The following is a 19,095-nucleotide window of genomic DNA, read 5'->3' on the forward strand; positions in this document are numbered from 1 at the left end:
AATTTCAGCAGTTTTTCGATGAGCAGTCTGGAGATCTTTTATTTCTGAGGAGCGAATTATAAACTGTTGGAGGATTTTCCTGTTTTGGCGATTCTTTATTTCTTTCAGTTTTCAACTATCTGGTTGATTTTTTCCTTCTAGCCCATTTTTGATGTAGTACTTATCATAAAGAAAGTAGCCGCCCAGCAGGATGAAAAGAGTTACTACAAGTGCAATAGCTACTGTTGTGAACCTGATCTGGTTCAAAAATGCCCCTCCTCTCCCTATTATCCAAGATTATAACATACAGTTGTCCCTTCTCCCTTAGTAATCCCTGGAACTTCTGTTTCCGGTATGTATGCCGATTAAATCGTATGTTGCAGCTCGTGTCACCTGTACCTGTGCAAAAGTACCGGGGTTTAAATCTCGTCCTTTGACGATCACCCGAGGATCAATGTCAGGACTATCCCGGTAGCTGCGCCCCCACCAAACATCCTTACCCAGACTGTTTTCGATCAAAACTTCCAAATTCCTGCCTACCAACTCTTGATTCTTGCGACGGGATATTTTCCGCTGCAACCGCATAATTTCTCTTGCCCTCTTGCGCTTTTCAATATAGGAAACTGTCTCAGGATACCTAAATGATCTTGCCCCTTGTTCATGATAATACGGAAAAACTCCTAAACGGTCGAACTCTGCAAGAGATACAAAGTCATGGAGTTCCTGGAAGGACTTTCTATCCTCCCCTGGATAGCCTACCATGAGGGTTGTGCGCAAAGCGAGATCAGGTAAGGCTGTTTTTAAATCATTGATCAGTTTCAGGTAAAAATTGATATCTCCCCTTCTCCCCATCTTTTTCAGGATATCTTTGTTAACGTGCTGAACAGGGAGATCAAGATAGTGACACAGCTTTGGCTCCTCTTGCATGGTTGTAATCAGTTCAGCAGTCAGGGAATGGGGATTCAGATATAAAAACCTCACCCATCGGAGGCCATCGATCTTGACGAGTTCTTTTAATATCCCTGCCAGTGTGGGTTTACCCGGCAGGTCACCTCCATATGCTCCAGTATCCTGGGCTACCAATATAAGTTCCTTCACCCCACCTGCAGCCAACTGCTCTGCTTCACGGTAAATTTCGTCCGGTGTCCTGCTCTGCAGGCGACCCCGGATGCGCGGTATCAGGCAGAAGGAACAGGCATGAGAACAACCCTCAGCAATCTTGAGATAGGCTGTATAAGAAGGGGTAGACAGCATTCTGGGGTACTGCCCGGGTTTTCCATGCTCCGCAAAAAGGGGCTTTTCTCCAGCCTGAATCCTTTCCAGATATTGCAGCACAAAAGGTGCCGCATCCACCCCAAGCCAACCGTCAACCTCAGGGAGCAGCTGAGATAACTGCTTTTCTCCATACCTCGACACAAGACAGCCGAGAACAATCACACAGCTGCAGTACCCTTTTGCTTTAAACTGCAAGCAGTGAAGTATTGTATCAACAGCTTCCCTGACCGCAGGTTCAATAAAACCACAGGTATTGATCAAAATAATCTCGGCATCTTCTGGCGAAGGTGTCACTACATAACCCCCGCTTGCAAGAATACCGAGAATCGTTTCACTGTCAACGAGATTTTTAGGACACCCCAAACTGATCATGCTGATAAGTTTCATATTAGATTAGACTGCCTTTCGTAAATAGATCTCTGACAACCATGAAGGGTATCTAAAGATGAACCTCAATGTTTAGCCAGATTTGGTATACTCTTTCTCAGCCACCTGACCGGATGCTCCTAAAGGGGGTTGTTTCTCTCCATTGTAGATCACATCAACCCCTCCGGCATTTCCCAGTCTCAAATGGATCGAATCCTTTGCTTCGAAATCTTTTGTTTCTCCGGAATTAAGGATTCCCTCGAACTCCAGATTTCCGTCAACAGTCACCCGTGTCCAGCATTTCTGATTGCCGACCAACTGCATGGTTATGTTTTCTTCTACGGGTGCCGGTGTAGTCTGTTGCTTGTTATTGTCCTGTTCCTGGGAGACAGGGGGCTTCGGTGGAGGCACAGTACGCTCTTTGTTATTGAAATAAACAAAAGAAATAGAGAAAACAAGAATAACAAAAACAGCTAAACCTAAAAAAGCCCATATTCTTCCGGTGGATGAGCGGACAGGGGGTTGCTCAGAAACTATGGGCGGTGGGGATTGATCAACTTTTTTAGCCTGACACCGATACTGATAAATAAGGGGATCAGGATCAATTTCCAAAAAGCGGGCATAATTACGCAGAAAACCCATACAGTAAGCTTCCCCAGGTATTTCGTCATAATTCTCTTCTTCCAGAGCTTGCAGGTATTTTGCCCTGATTTTCGTTTCTTCTTCAACATCAATAAGTGAAAGTCCCCTGCTCTCCCGCTCTGTTCTCAGAATTTCTCCGATCTTCATAATTACCCCCCTCAACACTATTCGCTTTTTCCAAGAGCACGGCGTGCCGCAAGACGGAATCCGTGACCTGCTGCCAGTCCGCCGACAACTCCAGCGGTAATGCTGATTTCTGTTCCTGTCCCCTTGAGGGGGGATGCAGGAAGAAATGCAATTTCTTTCTTTGTTGCCAGTACAAGTCCCTGTTGACCAAAAATAACTATGAGTGCAGCCAAACCATTGCTGACAATTTCACCGCAGATAGAAAAACAGCTTTCGGGTACACCCGCCTGAAAACCCCCTGAAAAATTCATCAGTTCATGATCATGGCAAACCAGAAAGAGATGGGAGCACCGGAGTAACTCTTTTTGTTGACACCATTTAAGGGAAGATCCGGTGATCGTGGTAAGCACCTCATACTCTTTAATTTGAGCACACAAACCATCGATTTCCGGTTCAGCCAAAGAACCGTCGAGAAGCAGAACTTTTGCTGATCTCAATAGATTACACCTGGTTTTTTGTGCCTCTTTGGTCAGTTGATAACCATTTTTGACCTCTGTTATCTGGCAGAGGTCAGTATCCCCGTTCCTGACAAGCAGTTTCTTTGGGGTTGGATAACTGTTTGAACGCACAAGATGCTGTACATTGACTCCACTCTGTAAAAGCCGCTGGTAGATTTGATCACCGATATCATCCTGCCCCAGCACAGTAAACAGTGTAGGTGTCAGCTGCTGCTTGATCAATTCCAAGGACATCATATACCCCATACCACCATATGAGATATCGATTTTGGGGTTATCAACCTGTGCAGCTATCTCCAACCAGGTCCTTCCGACCACCAGTATTCCTGTCCTTTCATCAAGGATATAGCCGCGGCCCAGGATAGCCCCTTTGCGCATCAGATTAGAGATGTGTACAGCTGCGGCAGAACGGGTTATCTTCATCCGATCAGCCAGTTCCTCTTGAGAGATGGTAGGGTCTTTCTTTAACTGGGTCAGGATTTCTTTTTCTCCTTTTTGTCAGGTGGGCCATGGGGATCACCTTTATCTAAACATAAGCTTTAAATATATTAAGGTTTGCTAATAATATAATAACCGAACTCCTCCTTCGATTGCAATCCTTCTTATCTTCCAAAATACCTGTAAAACTGATCAGATGTCATTAAAACATCCCTGGGTTTAGAACCCTCAAAGGGTCCCACGATACCCTTCGCCTCCAGGATATCAATTAATCTGGCTGCTCGAGTATACCCAACGCGCAGACGCCTTTGCAGTAAAGAAGCAGAGGCATGCCCTGTCTCGATCACCAGCTTTGCGGCATCGAAAAAAAGGACATCCCCATAATCGATCTCTTCTGATGTATCTTCTTGTTGAACCGGAAACTCGGCAAGGTATGTTGGGTCCCCCTGTTTAACAAGGTAATCAACTGTTTCCTCAACCTCCTTTTCTGTGACAAGGGCTCCCTGGATACGCAGAGGTTTAATGGCCCCTACCGGGATAAAGAGCATATCCCCCCTCCCCAGGAGTTTTTCAGCACCACCCAGATCAAGGATCGTTCGAGAATCTGTCTGTGAGGATACAGCAAAAGCAATGCGTGAAGGAATGTTTGCTTTGATCACTCCTGTGATCACATCAACAGAGGGGCGCTGTGTGGCAATCACCAGGTGAATCCCTGCAGCACGGGCCATCTGGGCAAGCCTGCAGATAGCATCCTCAACATCAACAGGAGAGATAATCATCAGATCAGATAACTCATCGATGATAACAACAATATACGGCAGCGGCTTTTGATGTGACTGTTTTTGTTCCCTGATCTGCTGGTTGTACCTTATGATGTCCCTCACACCCAGTGAAGCAAAGAGTTCATAGCGATTCTCCATCTCTTTGACCGCCCACCTCAGGGCGGAAGAAGCCTTTTTCGGTTCTGTAACAACAGGTGCCACCAGATGCGGAATCCCATTATAGGTAATCATTTCTACCATTTTAGGGTCAATCATTAGCAGCTTAACTTCACTTGGAGCAGTTTTGTAAAGAATGCTGCAGATAATTGTGTTCAGGCAGACGCTTTTTCCCGAACCGGTTGCTCCAGCGATCAACAGATGCGGCATTTTTGACAGATCAGTTATGATGGGGTTTCCAGCAATATCTTTTCCTAAAGCGATGGTCAGGGGAGATGCCGCATCCTGGAATTCATTTGTTTCCAGGATTTCTCTCAAACAGACGGTAGCGATCTCTTTATTGGGAACCTCAATGCCCATGGCAGCTTTTCCCGGGATCGGTGCTCGATACGCACAGCAATAGCAGCCAGGCTGAGGGCAATATCATCAGCCAGTCTCATAATCCTGCTCACTTTAACACCAGGTGCGGGCTGGATCTCATAGCGTGTGATCGCAGGCCCCTTATGGACCTCACTGACACAGATCTTAATACCGAAACTCTCCAGGGTTTCTTCAAGAATGCGCACATTTTCGATCAGTTCTTTATTCAGGCGACTGCTTTTAACCTTGAGTGGTTTTCTTAATAGCTCCAGTGGCGGCAGATTGTAATTACTGTGGGATATCCCTGGTTGTTCCTCCACTTGAGAAAATGACGTTTTTTCCCCTTCTTCTTCCTCCAGGCTTTCCTCCTCCGGCTCCTCTTCCATCGCTGATGGGTGAGCGTTGTAATCAATAATTACCGGAGTATCCTCTTTCTTCTCTTCACGTTTTGTTTCTATTTTTCACTGTTTCCGCAAAAGTATCTTCCTCTACAAAGAGAAAGCGTTCAAGCCCTGCTTTCATGGAACGCCCCGCATTGATAAAAAAGTTACCTGTGCGCTTCATAAATTTACTTAACGGGATACCGGTTAACAGGGTCAGGCTGATGATGGATAAAGCAGCAGTAAGAATAAGAGTACCTGTACGTGCCAGGAGGTAAAGTGAGGATATACTTAAAACAGCACCAAGAACTCCACCCCCAGCACCGATCAGTCCGTTATCCCACAGCAATGCTATGGCAATATCTCGCGGTATTCCTCCCGCCGGTAAAAAACGCAGGTGCAAGATAACCAAAGCAATAAAGAATAACAAGATAACTCCTTTATTGCGGGAGTTTCCCCAAAAAGGCCGGCGAAGCCAACAACAGCTGCAGGAAAAATAGACTAACATGCCGGCAACAAGAAAACAACCCGTTTTACCGGTAAGGATTGTCAATAGGTAGATCAAAGAATTGCCTATGATCCCGGTGGATGTAAAAAGACTTACAGTGATAAAAATAGCTGCAGTAAAAAGCAGTACCCCGATAATTTCATATTTTAGATTATCCTGTCCGGCACGGCGTTTCTTAACTTTTGCAGACATTTTCTGATCCCTTCCCCTCTCCTCTTCCTCCCAAATTATAACACTCCCTGATCGTAAGGAAAACCGCATTATTCAGCAGCAATCGCTAATAATAATAGCAAACATATTTTTGAAGGGATGGTTTCATGCAGGATAAGCAACAACCAACCCCGTCACCCGTTCCACCGAAACAAAGAAAAACAACACAAGGGGTAAAAAAAATCGATTCCATTAAAGAATTCGGCCAGACGGATGTGCCAACTGCTAAAACAAATATCCACTGTCTTACCATTATAGGACAAATTGAGGGACATTTGATTCTGCCACCCCAAAACAAAACAACAAAATATGAACACATCATCCCGCAGTTAGTTGCCATTGAACAAAACCCTGATATTGAAGGACTCCTTATCATTTTAAACACTGTGGGAGGAGATGTCGAGGCAGGACTTGCCATTGCAGAGATAATTGTCGGCATGTCCAAGCCAACCGTTTCCCTGGTCCTGGGAGGCGGTCACTCTATCGGAGTCCCGGTTGCTGTAAGCTCTCGTTTTTCCTTTATAGCTGAAACAGCCACTATGACCATCCACCCCATCAGGCTGTCCGGTCTTGTGATCGGTGTTCCACAGACTTACGAGTACCTGGATAAAATGCAGGACAGAGTGATTCGCTTTGTGGAAGAACACTCCCGCATTTCCCAGCAGAAATTCAGAGAGCTGATGTTTCAAACAGGTGAACTCGCCCGTGACATCGGTACAGTTCTGGTAGGCAAAGATGCGGTAGATGTGGGTCTCATTGATGCTGCAGGGGGAATCGGAGAAGCCCTCAAGAAGTTACAGGATTTGATTAAAGAACAAAAAGAAAAGGAGGGAGTTCTCCATTGATTTTATACACCCCGCTGCCGCTGGAACTGGTGATGTCGGTTGATGACAACACATCCCCCTACCAGGATGTTGAGCTTGACGGGGTAACCCTGGTGGTTGAGCCCACTGTTGCCGGAATGGGTAAAATCGTCCAGATCAGGAGCACTGATCCCAGTGTCTATCTAAGGCCGGAGTTCCAACCGGGACAACAGATCTCCCTTTCTCACTTCCGCTCCTAGAACTGACATCAAAGACAACTTTATCAATAACCCTACGGCTGCCATGGCGGTTCTAACAGAAAAAAACAAGGCCGGAGTCAGTGAGTACCACTAAAAAACCTAACTTCCGGCCTTGAACATCCAATTCCAGCCTCACCTCTGTTGTCTGGCTTCTGACCTCCGACTTCTGGCATCAGACTTCCGTATTTCAGACATCCATGATGATCGGCAGGATCATCGGTCTTCTTCTTGTCCGCTCATAGAAAAACTTGCCTGCTGTTTCCCTGACACATGATTTTATTGCTGCCCATTCTGTGATCTGCTGGACTTCGCATGTTTTGAGAATTGATCGCACTTTTTCTTTGGCTTCTTCGATCAACTCCTCAGATTCCCTTACATAAACAAACCCACGGGAAATAATATCCGGTCCAGCTACCACTTCACCATTCTCCTGATTCATGGTCACAACAATAATGACAAGGCCATCTTGAGAAAGCTGCCTTCGGTCACGGAGAACAATATTTCCTACATCTCCTACACCCAGGCCATCCACCAGAACTCTTCCTGAGGTTACTCTCCCTGCTACTGAACCCCGATCACGAGTAAACTCTAATACCTGTCCATTTTCTACAACAAAGATGTTCTCCGGAGAAACCCCTACATCCTGAGCCAGTTGGGCATGTTTGATCAGGTGCCTGTATTCTCCGTGAACCGGAATAAAGAACTTAGGCTTTACGAGATTTAACATCAGTTTAAGTTCTTCCTGGCTGGCGTGGCCTGAGACATGGACACCGGAAACTGATTCATAGATCACCTCTGCCCCCTGTCGGAAAAGGTTATCGATGGTTCTGTGCACCATTTTTTCATTACCAGGAATAGGGCTTGCAGAAATAACCACTGTATCACCCGGTATGATCTCAATTCTCTTATGGTCACACATAGCCATCCTGGTCAGGGCAGACATCGGCTCACCCTGGCTCCCTGTAGTCAGGACAACAACTCTGTTTTTGGGATAATTAGTAACATCATCGAGTTCTATCAGAGTTCCTGCGGGAACTTCCAGATAGCCCAGTTCTCTGGCGATATTCACCACATTAACCATGCTGCGCCCGGCAACCGCTACCTTTCTTTTGTATCTGGCAGCTGTTGTTATTGCCAGTTGAATGCGATGAATATTGGATGCAAAACTGGCAATAATGATTCGCTCCCTGGCATTGCGGAAGGTTTCATCAAAAGTATCTGCAACAACCCGCTCAGATAATGTATACCCCGGTCTTTCTGCATTGGTGCTGTCTGACATTAACACCAGGACACCCTCTTTGCCGAGTTCAGCAAACTTATGATAATCTGGTGGTTTGTTATTCACAGGTGTCTGATCGAACTTAAAGTCACCTGTATGGACGATGGTTCCCACAGGGGTTCTAATTCCTAAAGCCACCACATCGGCAATACTATGGCTGACATGAATAAACTCGATATTAAATGCACCCAGTTTAATCGTATCCCCGGCACAGATGCAGTGTTTCTTCACATTATTAACATAACTGCTCTCCTTCAGTTTAGCGTCTAAAAGACCCAGTGTCAGTTTGGTGCCATAAATGGGCACATTGATCTCCCGCAGTATATATGGGAGTGCGCCAATGTGATCTTCGTGACCATGTGTGAGAACAATACCCCTGATGTGCTTCCTGTTTTCCACAAGATAGGTTACATCAGGGATTACCAGGTCAATGCCCAGCATTTCATCATCAGGAAACATAAGGCCACTGTCAATAACGATCATATCGTCCTTGTATCGCAAGGCCATAATGTTTTTCCCGATTTCACCGAGGCCGCCCAGTGGTATAATTTTTAAACAACCCTTCATAATTCACCTCCTGACTGCTATCATTATTTGTTATTATAAATAAAAAACCTACCTTCTAGACGCCTCGAAAGGTAGGTTACTATTCGACAAAACAGCCGTTCCCTTTCATTATCCTATTATAATGCTTAACACCGGAAAAGACAAGAGAACTAAGGAAGAAGCAGACCTAACTCTCCCATAACCTGTTTGATGGCATTGACCTCCTGCTCAGTTGCCCTGACAAGGGGTAAGCGCGGTGCACCTGCCTTGATACCGATAAACTCTACTGCTGCCTTCACCGGAACAGGGTTTGTCGTTATAAACAGAACCTTATACAGCGGGAAAAGCTTCAAATGCAGTTCGCGTGCTGTTTTCACCTTACCGGTTACAAATGAAGTAACCATCTCCTGAATCATTTTTCCCGCCAGGTGAGAAGCAACACTGATCACGCCATATCCGCCTACAGACAGTATCGGAAGTGTCATGGAATCGTCTCCACTGTAAACCAGGAAATCACCAGGTGTCATCCTTTTGATCTCTGCCACCTGGTCCAGGCTACCACTAGCCTCCTTAACAGCTATGATATTCTCTATTGCTGCTAATCTGGCAACAGTTTCCGGCAGCATATTCAATGCTGTACGACCTGGAACATTATACAGAATCACCGGTAATCCGGTTTGCGAAGCAACAGCTTTAAAATGCCGGTATAAACCCTCCTGGCTCGGTTTATTGTAATATGGTGTCACCAGCATAATTCCATCACAGCCTATTTTTTCTGCTTGTTTGGTCAATTCAATGGAATCTGCTGTATTATAGGAACCTGTCCCTGCAATTACAGCTGCCTTGCCCGTCACTGCTTCTCTTACCACTTTAAACAGCTGGCATTTTTCCTCAACTGTAAGCACAGGAGATTCACCGGTGGTCCCCGAAACCACAACCCCCTCTGACCCCGTTTCTACCAGGTGGCAAGCCAGTTTCCCCGCCTCTTCATAGTTCACTTCACCGTTTTCCTTCATCGGGGTAACCATTGCTGTTAGAATACGCCCAAAACCCTTCACCTTTGTCACTCCTCATTATAAATATCCGTTTATAAAAGGTTTCTGCTGCAAAGAAGTTCGGCAATTTGCACAGCATTAGTCGCCGCACCCTTGCGCAGTTGGTCGGAAACAAACCAGAGATTAAGCCCCTGCTTCTGTGAAATATCTTTTCTGATCCTGCCCACAAATACTTCATCACGGCCCGAGGTAAATAAAGGCATCGGGTACTCAAGGTTATCCGGATCGTCCTGCACAACAACCCCAGGGGCATCCTTTAAGATTTCCTTGGCTTCCTGTGCTGTCAACTCCCTTTCGGTCTCTATATTTACAGATTCGGAATGGCTGCGCAGCACCGGAACACGGACTGTTGTGGCGGTAATCTGAATATTTGGATCATGAAGGATCTTTCGGGTTTCATTAACCAGCTTCATCTCTTCTCTGGAATAGCTGTTTTCACCGAAGACATCGATATGCGGGATCAGATTAAAGGCAATCTGGTGATCGAAGACCCTGGGTTGATCCACCTCTTCTCCGGCAAGCACTTGACTCGTCTGCTGCAGCAGTTCATCCACCGCTGCTCTTCCCGCACCTGATACCGCCTGCATTGTAGTAACAACAACTCTTTTCACACGGGCAGCCTGATGAATTGGCTTCAAAGGCACAACAAAGATAGTTGTGGAACAGTTTGGATTAGAGATAATACCCTTATGGTTTTCCACATCATCAGGGTTCACTTCAGGAACTACCAGGGGTACATCCGGATGCAACCTGAATGCACTGCTGTTATCAATGGCTACAGCACCCCTTTTAACAGCTTCAGGAACAAGCTCTTTGCTGACAGGCCCCCCAGCAAAAAAAGCAAGATCAACACCCTGAAAAGAATCGGGTTTGGCTTCAAAAATCGTCAGTTGATCACCACAATATTTTAACTTCTTTCCATGTGACCTGGCACTGGCAAGCAGTGTGAGCTCTGATATGGGGAAATTTCTTTCCTGAAAAACAATCATCAGTTCCTGACCAACAGCACCTGTAGCTCCAACAATCGCGACATGAAAACCTTTAGACATTCAAAATAAACCCCCTACTGTGTCTGGTCATTAAAGAATTAAATTAGACATTGAATCAAAATGTCCTCCTGGTTTTGTTAATTAACTTTATATTCCACTAAAAGAGGCTGAACCTGCTTGCCCTCCAGTGCATGGCAAATGGTATCTATGATCTTATCCATCTGGGCTACTAAGGAATTCGGTTTTACTGCCGGATTATCCTGCCCGAAGGGTACCAGGTATATACTTTTTGTGTTAAGTAAGGCAGCAATATTTTTGGCATTTAAACCAAGTCCATCATTTGTAGAAATAGCGATCACAACAGGCCGCTGATTGCGCAGATGGGCCTTGATCGCCATCAGTGCAGTGGTATCGGTAATCCCGTTAGCCAGTTTTGCCAGGGTGTTACCTGTACAAGGTGCTGCAATCAAAATATCAAATAGTTTACCGGGGCCGATGGGCTCAGCTTCTACAACTGTTTTGATCAGAGGCTTTTTTGTCAACTCCTGTAGTTTGCTGCACCATTCAGTTGACTTCCCGAACCTTGTATCAGTGGTGCTCACAGCATTAGAAACAACAGGAAAGACTTCTGCTCCCTCAGAAATAAGTTTCTCTATTTGTGAAATAATTTGTGCAAGTGTACAGTGGGAACCTGTTACCACAAATCCCACACGAATACCTTTAAGACGCATCCCAGGCACCTCCCATACCTATTCTCTAATAATACTCATGAGGCACTTCTCTGAGAATAAGTTGGGGAATAACCTGAGCCAGGATCTTGCCGCTTGTTTTCGGTGCTACCATTCCCGGTAAGCTCGGAGTCAATATAGCCTGAATTCCCAACCGTTTTGCCACCGAAAAATCAGTTCCCCCAGGAGAAGAAGCAATATCGATGATCAGGGTATCCTTGTTGAGAAGAGATAGCAGTTTTTCGTCCAGTATCATCGCCGGTATTGTGTTGAAGATCACATCAGCTACGGAAATCGATTGGTGCAGTTGGCTGCAGTGCAAAGGACGGTAACCCATTTCAATGGCCCGGGAGAGATCTGAGCGTTTCCTGGCAACAATAGTTGTTCTGGCCCCGATACCCTGAAGCATCCTTGCAAGGGTTTTCCCCAGCCTTCCAAACCCTAGGACAAAGGAATTACTTCCATGGATAGTGATCTGAAGCTTCTCCATAGCTAGCTGCAGGGCACCCTCAGCGGAAGGAATGGAATTCAACACAGCAACAGTATCCATCTCCGCAATTTCGATCATCTTCCACCTGTATTTATGTGCCCATTCCTTCACAAAATCACGTGCAAAACCGATAATCACAAGAACCCCTTCAGGGATGGCGGCGGCAATTTCAGGGGACAGCCGAAGAGTAATATCCTCGTCAAGGGTTTTAATGTTCCCCTCCAGGTCTGTACCTCCCATCGGAAGGATCAAAACCTGGGTCTTGTGTATAGCAGTTTCCAATCTATCCAGCAGACGAACCTGACTCAATTCGGGACAAGGAGAAAACCCTATTGCTGACACACTTGCACCCAGCTCAATAAGATCCTGCATCAAATAGATGTCCCGCCGGTCGCCTCCGATGACGGCTATTTTTATTCCCCTCAAATCCAAGCCCATTCTTCATTCCCCTCCTTCCCCTCATATTGCTGGCGGTAACAGTATATGAGGAGAAAAAGAAGAAGGTGCCTTGCCTTCAGTCGAGAATCTTCTCCAAACCGACTACTACTCCCTTGAGATCACCGATCCGACGAATAGCCATGATCACACCGGGCATAAAGGACTCCCGGTGCAGGGAATCATGCCTGATGGTGAGCGTTTCCCCTGATAGGCCGAAGATCACCTCCTGGTGAGCAACCAGCCTGGTAAGCGCACACTGTGAATCCTGATTCCTTCCCATTCTCCGCCCCTTGCTCCGGTTAATTTTTCATATTCGTCCGGGTGACCCTGCCTCATAGACTCTCTTTGCTGTTGGATCATCTGTGCGGTTTTGATTGCAGTACCGGAAGGGGCATCGATCTTTTGATCGTGATGCATTTCAATTATTTCTACATTCTTGAAATAACGGGCTGCACGCCTGGCAAAATCCATCATCAATACCGCTCCCAGGGCGAAATTGGGTACAATCAAAACTGCTTTATCTGACCTGGCGGCCAGCTTTTCTAATTCAGCAATTCCTACCACATCTAATCCTGTTGTACCAATTACCGGTGCTGTCCCGTTTTCCAGAGCTGTTTTAGCATTATGGAGAACAGCCTGAGGGTTTGTAAAGTCAACCAGGACATCAGCCTTAGTAGATGCAAAAACCTCCCCCAGGTGTTCACTGACCTTGACCTCACACCCCGGAACCCCGATGATCTCCCCTAAATCAACTCCGGCTTCTCTGGGGTCCACTGCCCCCACAAGCCTCAGTCCAGGTGCTCCATTAAGAACTGCTTTTGCTGTTTCTTTACCCATTTTTCCCGCGACTCCGGTAATCACTACACGAATCTCGTTACTCACTTTGAATCTGCCTCATTTCTTGTAAACGATCTTCCCTTTATTCTCATATAGATGACGCTTCCTGTCAATAAAGGCTTCCTTTTTCCGAAAAACAAAAAAACCCGGGATAAACCGGGTTCTTTTCTAAAACTTTCTAAAGATATCTTTTATACTGTGAATAAGTTTCATCTAAGTCAACAATAATCACTTCACTGCCTACCTTTTTAACCGATGACCAGGGTATCTCTATTTCCTGCCTATCCATCCAGAGGTTCAAAAAATTAGAACGCCCGGGAAGAATAATCGATACCACTTCCCCGCTTTCAGGATCAATGATCATATCGGAATCCCCTATAGTGCCCAGGCGCACCCCATCAAAAATATTAATGATCTCCTTACCTGCCAGATCGCTGAGCCGCAATTTCCCTCCCCCCTTTTCCCTTTGCTTTGTATTTATGAATCAAATACTGGAATTATTCTTGGGTGCCTGGCACCATTTAGTAGGGCTTTTTATTCAAGTTTCGTAAAAAACGGCTCCGGGATTCGAATCTTGTCTCCGGCGAGTGGTCCTAAGACGGTAATTGTTGCGCGGTCGGGATTAAAGATTTCCCGGGCAAAAGATTGCACATCATCTTCAGTCAGTACGGCTATCTTCTCTAAAATTTCTTCGCTGGTAATCAGCCTGTGATAAACCAGCTCCGATTTCCCTAAACGGTGCATGCGCTGAAGAACACTTTCTTGAGCCAGCAGAAGGCTTCCTTTTATCTGAGTTTTTGCCCTATTCAGTTCCTTTTTCGAAATACCGGCTTCTGTTATAGAGCGGATCTCATTCCAGCTTAAATCTAAAACCTCCTGGCAGTTAGCCGGGTTTGTTCCGGCATAGATGGTGAATAAGCCGCTGTCCAGAAAAGAGAGGTAGTAGCTGTAGATCGCATAAACAAGGGCACGCTCCTCGCGGACGCTTTGAAAAAGGCGTGAGCTCGCTCCTCCACCCAAAATGTTATTGATAATCTGCAGGCAATAAATATTTTCGTCATACAGTGATACCCCTGGTACCCCCATACAGATCTGTACCTGTTCTAAGTCACGGTAGTAACTCTTTACTGCTGCTCTCGCTGTGGGGGGAGCTATTCGGTTTTCCACCTTTCCCGCAGACAGTGATGCTAAAGCTGACTCAAACAGATCAAGTGCTTCTCTGTATTGGAACTTGCCGGCCAGGGCCACCACCAGGTTTGATGGACTGTAATGATGCTTATAGAAGGAAAGGAGCCGGTCCCTATCGATTCCGGACAAAGATTCCATCGTCCCGATGATCGGACGCCCCAGGGGATGCCCATCCCAAATGGTCTGAGAAAAGTAGTCATGAATAATATCATCCGGGGTGTCCTCATACATATTGATTTCTTCTGCAACAACCCTCTTCTCCCGCTCCAGATCCTCCTCGCGAAACAATGATTTAAACAGCATATCGCTGAGCACATCCACTGCCAGGGGAAGATGCTCTGCCAGAACCCTCGCATAATAGCATGTGTATTCCTTGCTTGTAAAGGCATTGAGCTGGCCACCGACCTCTTCGATGGCTTCGGCGATCTGTTTGGCGTCCCTCTTGGCTGTTCCCTTAAACAGGAGGTGTTCGATCAGGTGGGAAAGGCCTGCCTCCTCGGGTTCTTCGAAACGAGAACCTGTTTTCACCCAAAAACCAACAGCAACTGAATGCACACTGGGCACTTCTTCACTAACAATAGTAACTCCGTTGTCCAGTACGTCTTTATGATACATTGATGTGCCCCCCATCTTTCTTATATTCCCTTATTCCACCAGAATGAACGTCCAGGGACATCTTGAAGTGTCACCAGATCCGCAGTGCAAATAAGGTTGTTCTCCAACCTGATCTCTATTCTCCCAGCAGCTTCTCCTTTCCTGCAAGGGGCTTTAATGTTTGGTTTTAGGTAAACCCTTTTATCCAAAAGTGGCAATTGCCGCGGTGAAATCATCAAGGTAACATCTTTTTCAGTACCCACTGCAACCGCTTTGCAAGTTCCCCTTTTTACCGGCACCTGGAATAAGGGTGTTTTGCCTTTGACTGCAGTATAGTGACAGTTACTGGCCCCATATTCAAAGAGCAGAAGAGTATCCGCATAGCGGTCACCACTTCCAAGCACCACACTGATCAGGAGATGATTTTTATGCTTGGCGGCCGCCACCAGGCATTGTCCGGCCTCACTGGTTGTTCCCGTTTTCACACCGATAACCTCAAGATCACCATCCCGATGCCCTAATAGCCTGTTGGTATTATATAAATCGATAACACTCTTTCCGGATAATTCTTTGATCCGGTCACTCTTAGTTCCCACTATTCGCCGGAAGTCTTTATTATTCAAGGCATAGCGGGTAATTCTAGCGAGGTCACAGGCACTGACAGCATGTCCATCCTGAGGAAGCCCATGGGGATTACAAAAACAGTTCTGCCGGCAGCCAACAGTTTTAGCTTTATAATTCATCAAGGCTGCGAACTGCTCCTCGCTTCCGGCCATATGGACAGCAATTGCAGCCGCCGCATCATTTCCGGAGTTGATCAAAGCACCTTTTGTAATATCATAAAGGCTGAAGATTTGTCCTGCTTTAAGATAAAGGCTTGTCCCTTCAATTGATGCAGAATAATGATCAATAACCACCGGTTCCTTCATCTCTCCCATTTCCAGACTTAAAATAGCTGCCAATATTTTGGTTGTACTGGCCGGGGGAAGGGGTTCAGTGGCATTGCAACTGTACAGGACAGCACCTGTCTGATAATCAATCAGTACTGCAGCATCAGCTGTGAGCGAGAGTTCGCCTGCTGAACAGGCTCTGACATACGGAGTGATTAATAAGATCAGCAATATTGCCGGCACGAGACAGCGCAGACTTTCCCTCATCTGATATTGGTTCCCCCTTCAAAGCAATATGCTGTTAACCAGCTATTAGTTTTTCCAAAGGCACAATTTGATAACCCTTTTCTCGCAGCCTCTTGATCATCTCAGGCAGGGCCTGGGTTGTTTGTTCTGTGGGATGCATGAGAATAATCCCACCGTTTTGGATGCCGTCGAGCACCCGCGATGTAATCTCTGCCGGTGGCGGCTTTTGCCAATCCACTGTATCTACTGTCCAGAGTATGATCCGGTGTCCCGTTTGAGAGGCAGCCTCGATGACTGTGTCGTTGAATTCTCCGTATGGTGGAGCAAAGTAACGTGTTTTCTGTTGTGCAGCCCGATAGATCACATCTGACGTCTTTTTTATCTCTTCTATGTTTTGCTCAAGAGGAAGATCATTTACATGCGGGTGGGAATATCCGTGATTACCGATTTCATGTCCAAGGCGGGCGACCTTATTGACAAGTTCCGGATGCTCTCCGGCCCATCTTCCGGTCATAAAAAACGTTGCCTTGACGCGGCTTTTTTGTAGTACCTCCAGCATGGCGGGAAGGTGTTCTTCTCCCCAATCCACATTTACTGTTATTGATACCTGCTTTTTAGCGGGGACCCCCTGGTAGATGGGTTTCTTTCTTTGTACAACCTGTTCTGAGGCAAAAGCGGCTGTATAGATACAGATGACCAGCAGTATAAGAGCAGCAATCAAGAAAAGCCTTTTTTTTCCTCCAGAAAAAAACAAACACTTCCGCACCCCCTGAATAAAATTGTATTCCTGGGGATGGGAAGATATTTGTAAAGTGCTTACCTTATTTTTCCGATTTTTGTCTCAGGGCTCTTACAGCCTCTTTGCGAGAAAGATTTACACGTCCCTGTCTATCAATATCTGTGACCTTGACGATGATTTCGTCACCTTCTTTGACAACATCCCTGACTCGGTTGACCCTTCGTTCATCTAACTGGGAGATATGAACGAGTCCCTCCTTGCCTGAACTGCCCATCACTCCTGGAATAATTTCCACAAAGGCACCAAAGTCCATCAACCTGACGACCTTGCCTAAATATATTTTCCCAACCTCAACATCCTTTGTCAGGCTTTCAATGATACTAACCGCCTGTTTCCCGGCTTCCTCACTGATGGCTGAGATAAAAACACGTCCGTCATCCTCGATGTCGATCTGTGTCCCGGTCTCTTCGATGATTCTTCTGATAACCTTGCCCTGGGGACCGATTACATCGCGGATTTTTTCTGTATTGATGGTCATGGTAATAATGCGCGGTGCATGAGGTGATAGATCAGGTCGCGGTTTCTCAATGGTCTCGGTCATTTTCCCCAGGATAAACATCCTGCCTTCTCTTGCTTGATCAAGAGCCTGTCTTAAGACGTCTGTTCCAAGGCCCTGAACTTTGATATCTAACTGCAGGGCTGTAATACCCCTGGCGGTTCCGGCAACTTTAAAGTCCATATCACCCAGGGCATCCTCCATTCCCTGGATATCACTTAAAATTGCATATCCATTTTCACCGCTAACCAGGCCCATAGCAATGCCTGCAACAGGAGCAGAAACAGGAACACCGGCATCCATCAGAGCCAGGGTGCTGCCGCAGACACTGGCCATAGATGATGACCCGTTTGATTCTAATACCTCTGAAACAAGTCTGATGGTATATGGAAACTTGTCTTCATCTGGCAGAACAGGCAGTAGTGCCCTTTCCGCCAATGCCCCATGCCCGATCTCCCTGCGCCCTGGCCCCCTGATAGGCCTGGTTTCACCGACACAATACGCCGGGAAATTGTAATGATGCAGGTAGCGCTTGGATTCATCAAGGCCCAAATCGTCCAGGATCTGTTCCTCGCGAATTGTACCCAGTGTTGCCACAGTCATCACCTGGGTTTGGCCCCTGGTAAACAGACCGCTCCCATGAGCACGCGGCAGTATTCCCACCTCACAGGTAACCTTCCTGATCTCATCAGTCCCTCTTCCATCAGGGCGCAGACCATCCTCAAGGATCATTGTGCGGACAATCTCTTTAAGCTTATTTAAGAAGATCGCCTGTACGGCTTTCTCCTGTTCAGGGTATATCTCGCTGAAGTGCTCTACAGTTTCCTTTTCCAGCTCTTCCAGAGCACTCTGCCTGGCCAGCTTATCAGAATTTTTCACTGCAACAGCAATTTTTTCATGGGCATATGCGGTTACATCAGCCACTATTTGAGGATCAGGCTCAGATAAGGGAACAGCCAGCTTCTCTTTACCGATTTTTTCAACAACTTCTTTTTGAAACTTGACGATCTCCTTGATCGCCTGGTGTCCAAATTCAATCCCTTTGATGATCACTTCTTCACTTGTTTCCTGAGCACCCGCTTCAACCATCAACACTGCCTGTTCGGTGCCGGCTACGATAAGATGTATATCACTCTCTTTTTCCTGCTCTACAGTCGGATTAAGCACATACTCCCCATCTATCCGGCCAACAATAACACCGGCTATAGGGCCCGCAAACGGTATATCTGAAACTGAGAGTGCCGCTGAGGCACCGATCATGGCTGTAATGTTGGGAGAGCAGTCCTGGTCAACAGATAGAATAGTAGCAACTATCTGGACATCATTGCGAAAACCCTCTGGAAAAAGCGGTCGAATCGGCCTATCGATCAGTCTTGCTGAAAGGATAGCCTTTTCTGTAGGTCTCCCTTCTCTTTTAATAAAACCACCTGGAATCTTTCCTACAGCATAGAGGCGCTCCTCGTAATCGACAAGAAGAGGGAAGAAATCGATCCCCTCCCGCGGTTCTTTAGAAATGGTGGCAGTAACCAAAACTACAGTATCGCCATAGTGTACTAAAACAGCGCCATTAGCCTGCTTGGCTACTTTGTCAAATTCAAAAATCAAGGGTCTTTCACCAAGCATCATTTGAAATGTTTCTGGCATGATAAACCTCCCTTTAAAAACAAAATAATAATCAGAAAGAGCGGCTAACCGCTCTCCCTCGCCTTAAATCGGT

At 46.3% G+C, this 19,095-nt stretch carries 19 protein-coding genes and 1 pseudogene; 2 read left to right on the forward strand and 18 right to left on the reverse strand.

Features of this window, described 5'->3' with window-relative positions; translation table 11 throughout:
* Positions 1 to 111: 111 nt before the first annotated feature.
* From SSCH_RS20595 to SSCH_RS18560, 7 genes are all read right to left on the reverse strand, one after another.
* Positions 112 to 246, reverse strand: coding sequence for a hypothetical protein (locus SSCH_RS20595; RefSeq protein ID WP_269746075.1), 135 nt, complete (start codon positions 244 to 246; stop codon positions 112 to 114).
* A 57-nt stretch (positions 247 to 303) separates the two neighbouring features.
* On the reverse strand, positions 304 to 1,641 hold the full coding sequence (rimO, locus tag SSCH_RS00185; protein WP_044663706.1) for a 30S ribosomal protein S12 methylthiotransferase RimO: 1,338 nt from the start codon (positions 1,639 to 1,641) through the stop codon (positions 304 to 306).
* Between the two features lie 72 nt (positions 1,642 to 1,713).
* Positions 1,714 to 2,409, reverse strand: a complete 696-nt coding sequence (locus SSCH_RS00190; RefSeq protein ID WP_044663707.1) for a helix-turn-helix domain-containing protein — start codon at positions 2,407 to 2,409, stop codon at positions 1,714 to 1,716.
* 17 nt (positions 2,410 to 2,426) lie between these two features.
* Positions 2,427 to 3,386: a PfkB family carbohydrate kinase gene (locus SSCH_RS00195; protein WP_332306878.1), complete on the reverse strand. Its 960-nt coding sequence runs from the start codon at positions 3,384 to 3,386 to the stop codon at positions 2,427 to 2,429.
* Between the two features lie 122 nt (positions 3,387 to 3,508).
* Positions 3,509 to 4,642, reverse strand: coding sequence for a DNA translocase FtsK (locus SSCH_RS15895; RefSeq protein WP_232294108.1), 1,134 nt, complete (start codon positions 4,640 to 4,642; stop codon positions 3,509 to 3,511).
* Complete coding sequence (locus SSCH_RS22185; protein WP_232294109.1) at positions 4,597 to 5,028, reverse strand: DNA translocase FtsK; 432 nt, start codon at positions 5,026 to 5,028, stop codon at positions 4,597 to 4,599. Before SSCH_RS22185 ends, SSCH_RS15895 begins: the two co-directional genes overlap by 46 nt.
* Before the next feature lie 55 nt (positions 5,029 to 5,083).
* The gene (locus SSCH_RS18560) at positions 5,084 to 5,722 is read right to left on the reverse strand and encodes a hypothetical protein (RefSeq protein WP_044663709.1); all 639 of its coding nucleotides are present in this window, start codon (positions 5,720 to 5,722) and stop codon (positions 5,084 to 5,086) included.
* A 125-nt stretch (positions 5,723 to 5,847) separates the two neighbouring features.
* On the opposite strand from SSCH_RS18560, the gene SSCH_RS00210 reads away from it, so the two are divergent.
* The gene (locus SSCH_RS00210; RefSeq protein WP_044663710.1) at positions 5,848 to 6,585 is read left to right on the forward strand and encodes a ClpP family protease; all 738 of its coding nucleotides are present in this window, start codon (positions 5,848 to 5,850) and stop codon (positions 6,583 to 6,585) included.
* Positions 6,582 to 6,803, forward strand: a complete 222-nt coding sequence (locus tag SSCH_RS00215) for a YlzJ-like family protein (protein ID WP_044663711.1) — start codon at positions 6,582 to 6,584, stop codon at positions 6,801 to 6,803. The genes SSCH_RS00210 and SSCH_RS00215 overlap by 4 nt, the downstream gene beginning before the upstream one ends.
* 187 nt (positions 6,804 to 6,990) lie before the next feature.
* Here the strand turns inward: SSCH_RS00215 and SSCH_RS00220 are convergent, their stop codons facing one another.
* The 11 genes and pseudogenes from SSCH_RS00220 to SSCH_RS00270 all read right to left on the reverse strand — a co-directional run bounded on the left by SSCH_RS00220 (position 6,991) and on the right by SSCH_RS00270 (position 19,025).
* Positions 6,991 to 8,649, reverse strand: a complete 1,659-nt coding sequence (locus SSCH_RS00220; RefSeq protein WP_044663712.1) for a ribonuclease J — start codon at positions 8,647 to 8,649, stop codon at positions 6,991 to 6,993.
* Positions 8,650 to 8,798: 149 nt separating this feature from the next.
* Positions 8,799 to 9,695 (reverse strand): 4-hydroxy-tetrahydrodipicolinate synthase, encoded by an 897-nt coding sequence (gene dapA / locus SSCH_RS00225; protein ID WP_232294110.1) that lies wholly within the window; start codon positions 9,693 to 9,695, stop codon positions 8,799 to 8,801.
* A 20-nt stretch (positions 9,696 to 9,715) separates the two neighbouring features.
* Complete coding sequence (locus SSCH_RS00230; RefSeq protein WP_044663713.1) at positions 9,716 to 10,732, reverse strand: aspartate-semialdehyde dehydrogenase; 1,017 nt, start codon at positions 10,730 to 10,732, stop codon at positions 9,716 to 9,718.
* A gap of 77 nt (positions 10,733 to 10,809) precedes the next feature.
* Positions 10,810 to 11,403 (reverse strand): dipicolinate synthase subunit B, encoded by a 594-nt coding sequence (locus tag SSCH_RS00235; RefSeq protein WP_044663714.1) that lies wholly within the window; start codon positions 11,401 to 11,403, stop codon positions 10,810 to 10,812.
* Between the two features lie 25 nt (positions 11,404 to 11,428).
* Positions 11,429 to 12,328, reverse strand: a complete 900-nt coding sequence (dpsA, locus tag SSCH_RS00240) for a dipicolinate synthase subunit DpsA (protein ID WP_044663715.1) — start codon at positions 12,326 to 12,328, stop codon at positions 11,429 to 11,431.
* 76 nt (positions 12,329 to 12,404) lie between these two features.
* Positions 12,405 to 13,165: pseudogene (gene dapB, locus SSCH_RS00245) on the reverse strand (4-hydroxy-tetrahydrodipicolinate reductase).
* 178 nt (positions 13,166 to 13,343) lie between these two features.
* Positions 13,344 to 13,610, reverse strand: a complete 267-nt coding sequence (locus SSCH_RS00250) for a YlmC/YmxH family sporulation protein (protein ID WP_044663716.1) — start codon at positions 13,608 to 13,610, stop codon at positions 13,344 to 13,346.
* Between the two features lie 89 nt (positions 13,611 to 13,699).
* The gene (locus SSCH_RS00255; protein ID WP_044663717.1) at positions 13,700 to 14,968 is read right to left on the reverse strand and encodes a M16 family metallopeptidase; all 1,269 of its coding nucleotides are present in this window, start codon (positions 14,966 to 14,968) and stop codon (positions 13,700 to 13,702) included.
* Positions 14,969 to 14,988: 20 nt separating this feature from the next.
* Positions 14,989 to 16,104, reverse strand: a complete 1,116-nt coding sequence (locus SSCH_RS00260) for a D-alanyl-D-alanine carboxypeptidase family protein (protein ID WP_044663718.1) — start codon at positions 16,102 to 16,104, stop codon at positions 14,989 to 14,991.
* 34 nt (positions 16,105 to 16,138) lie between these two features.
* Positions 16,139 to 16,837, reverse strand: coding sequence for a polysaccharide deacetylase family protein (locus SSCH_RS00265; RefSeq protein ID WP_232294113.1), 699 nt, complete (start codon positions 16,835 to 16,837; stop codon positions 16,139 to 16,141).
* Positions 16,838 to 16,904: 67 nt separating this feature from the next.
* A complete protein-coding gene (locus tag SSCH_RS00270) occupies positions 16,905 to 19,025 on the reverse strand; it encodes a polyribonucleotide nucleotidyltransferase (protein ID WP_198142025.1) in 2,121 nt (706 codons plus the stop codon).
* Positions 19,026 to 19,095 lie beyond the last annotated feature (70 nt).

Origin of the sequence: Syntrophaceticus schinkii (assembly GCF_000946815.1) — a bacterium.
GTDB lineage: Bacteria > Bacillota > DSM-12270 > Thermacetogeniales > Thermacetogeniaceae > Syntrophaceticus > Syntrophaceticus schinkii.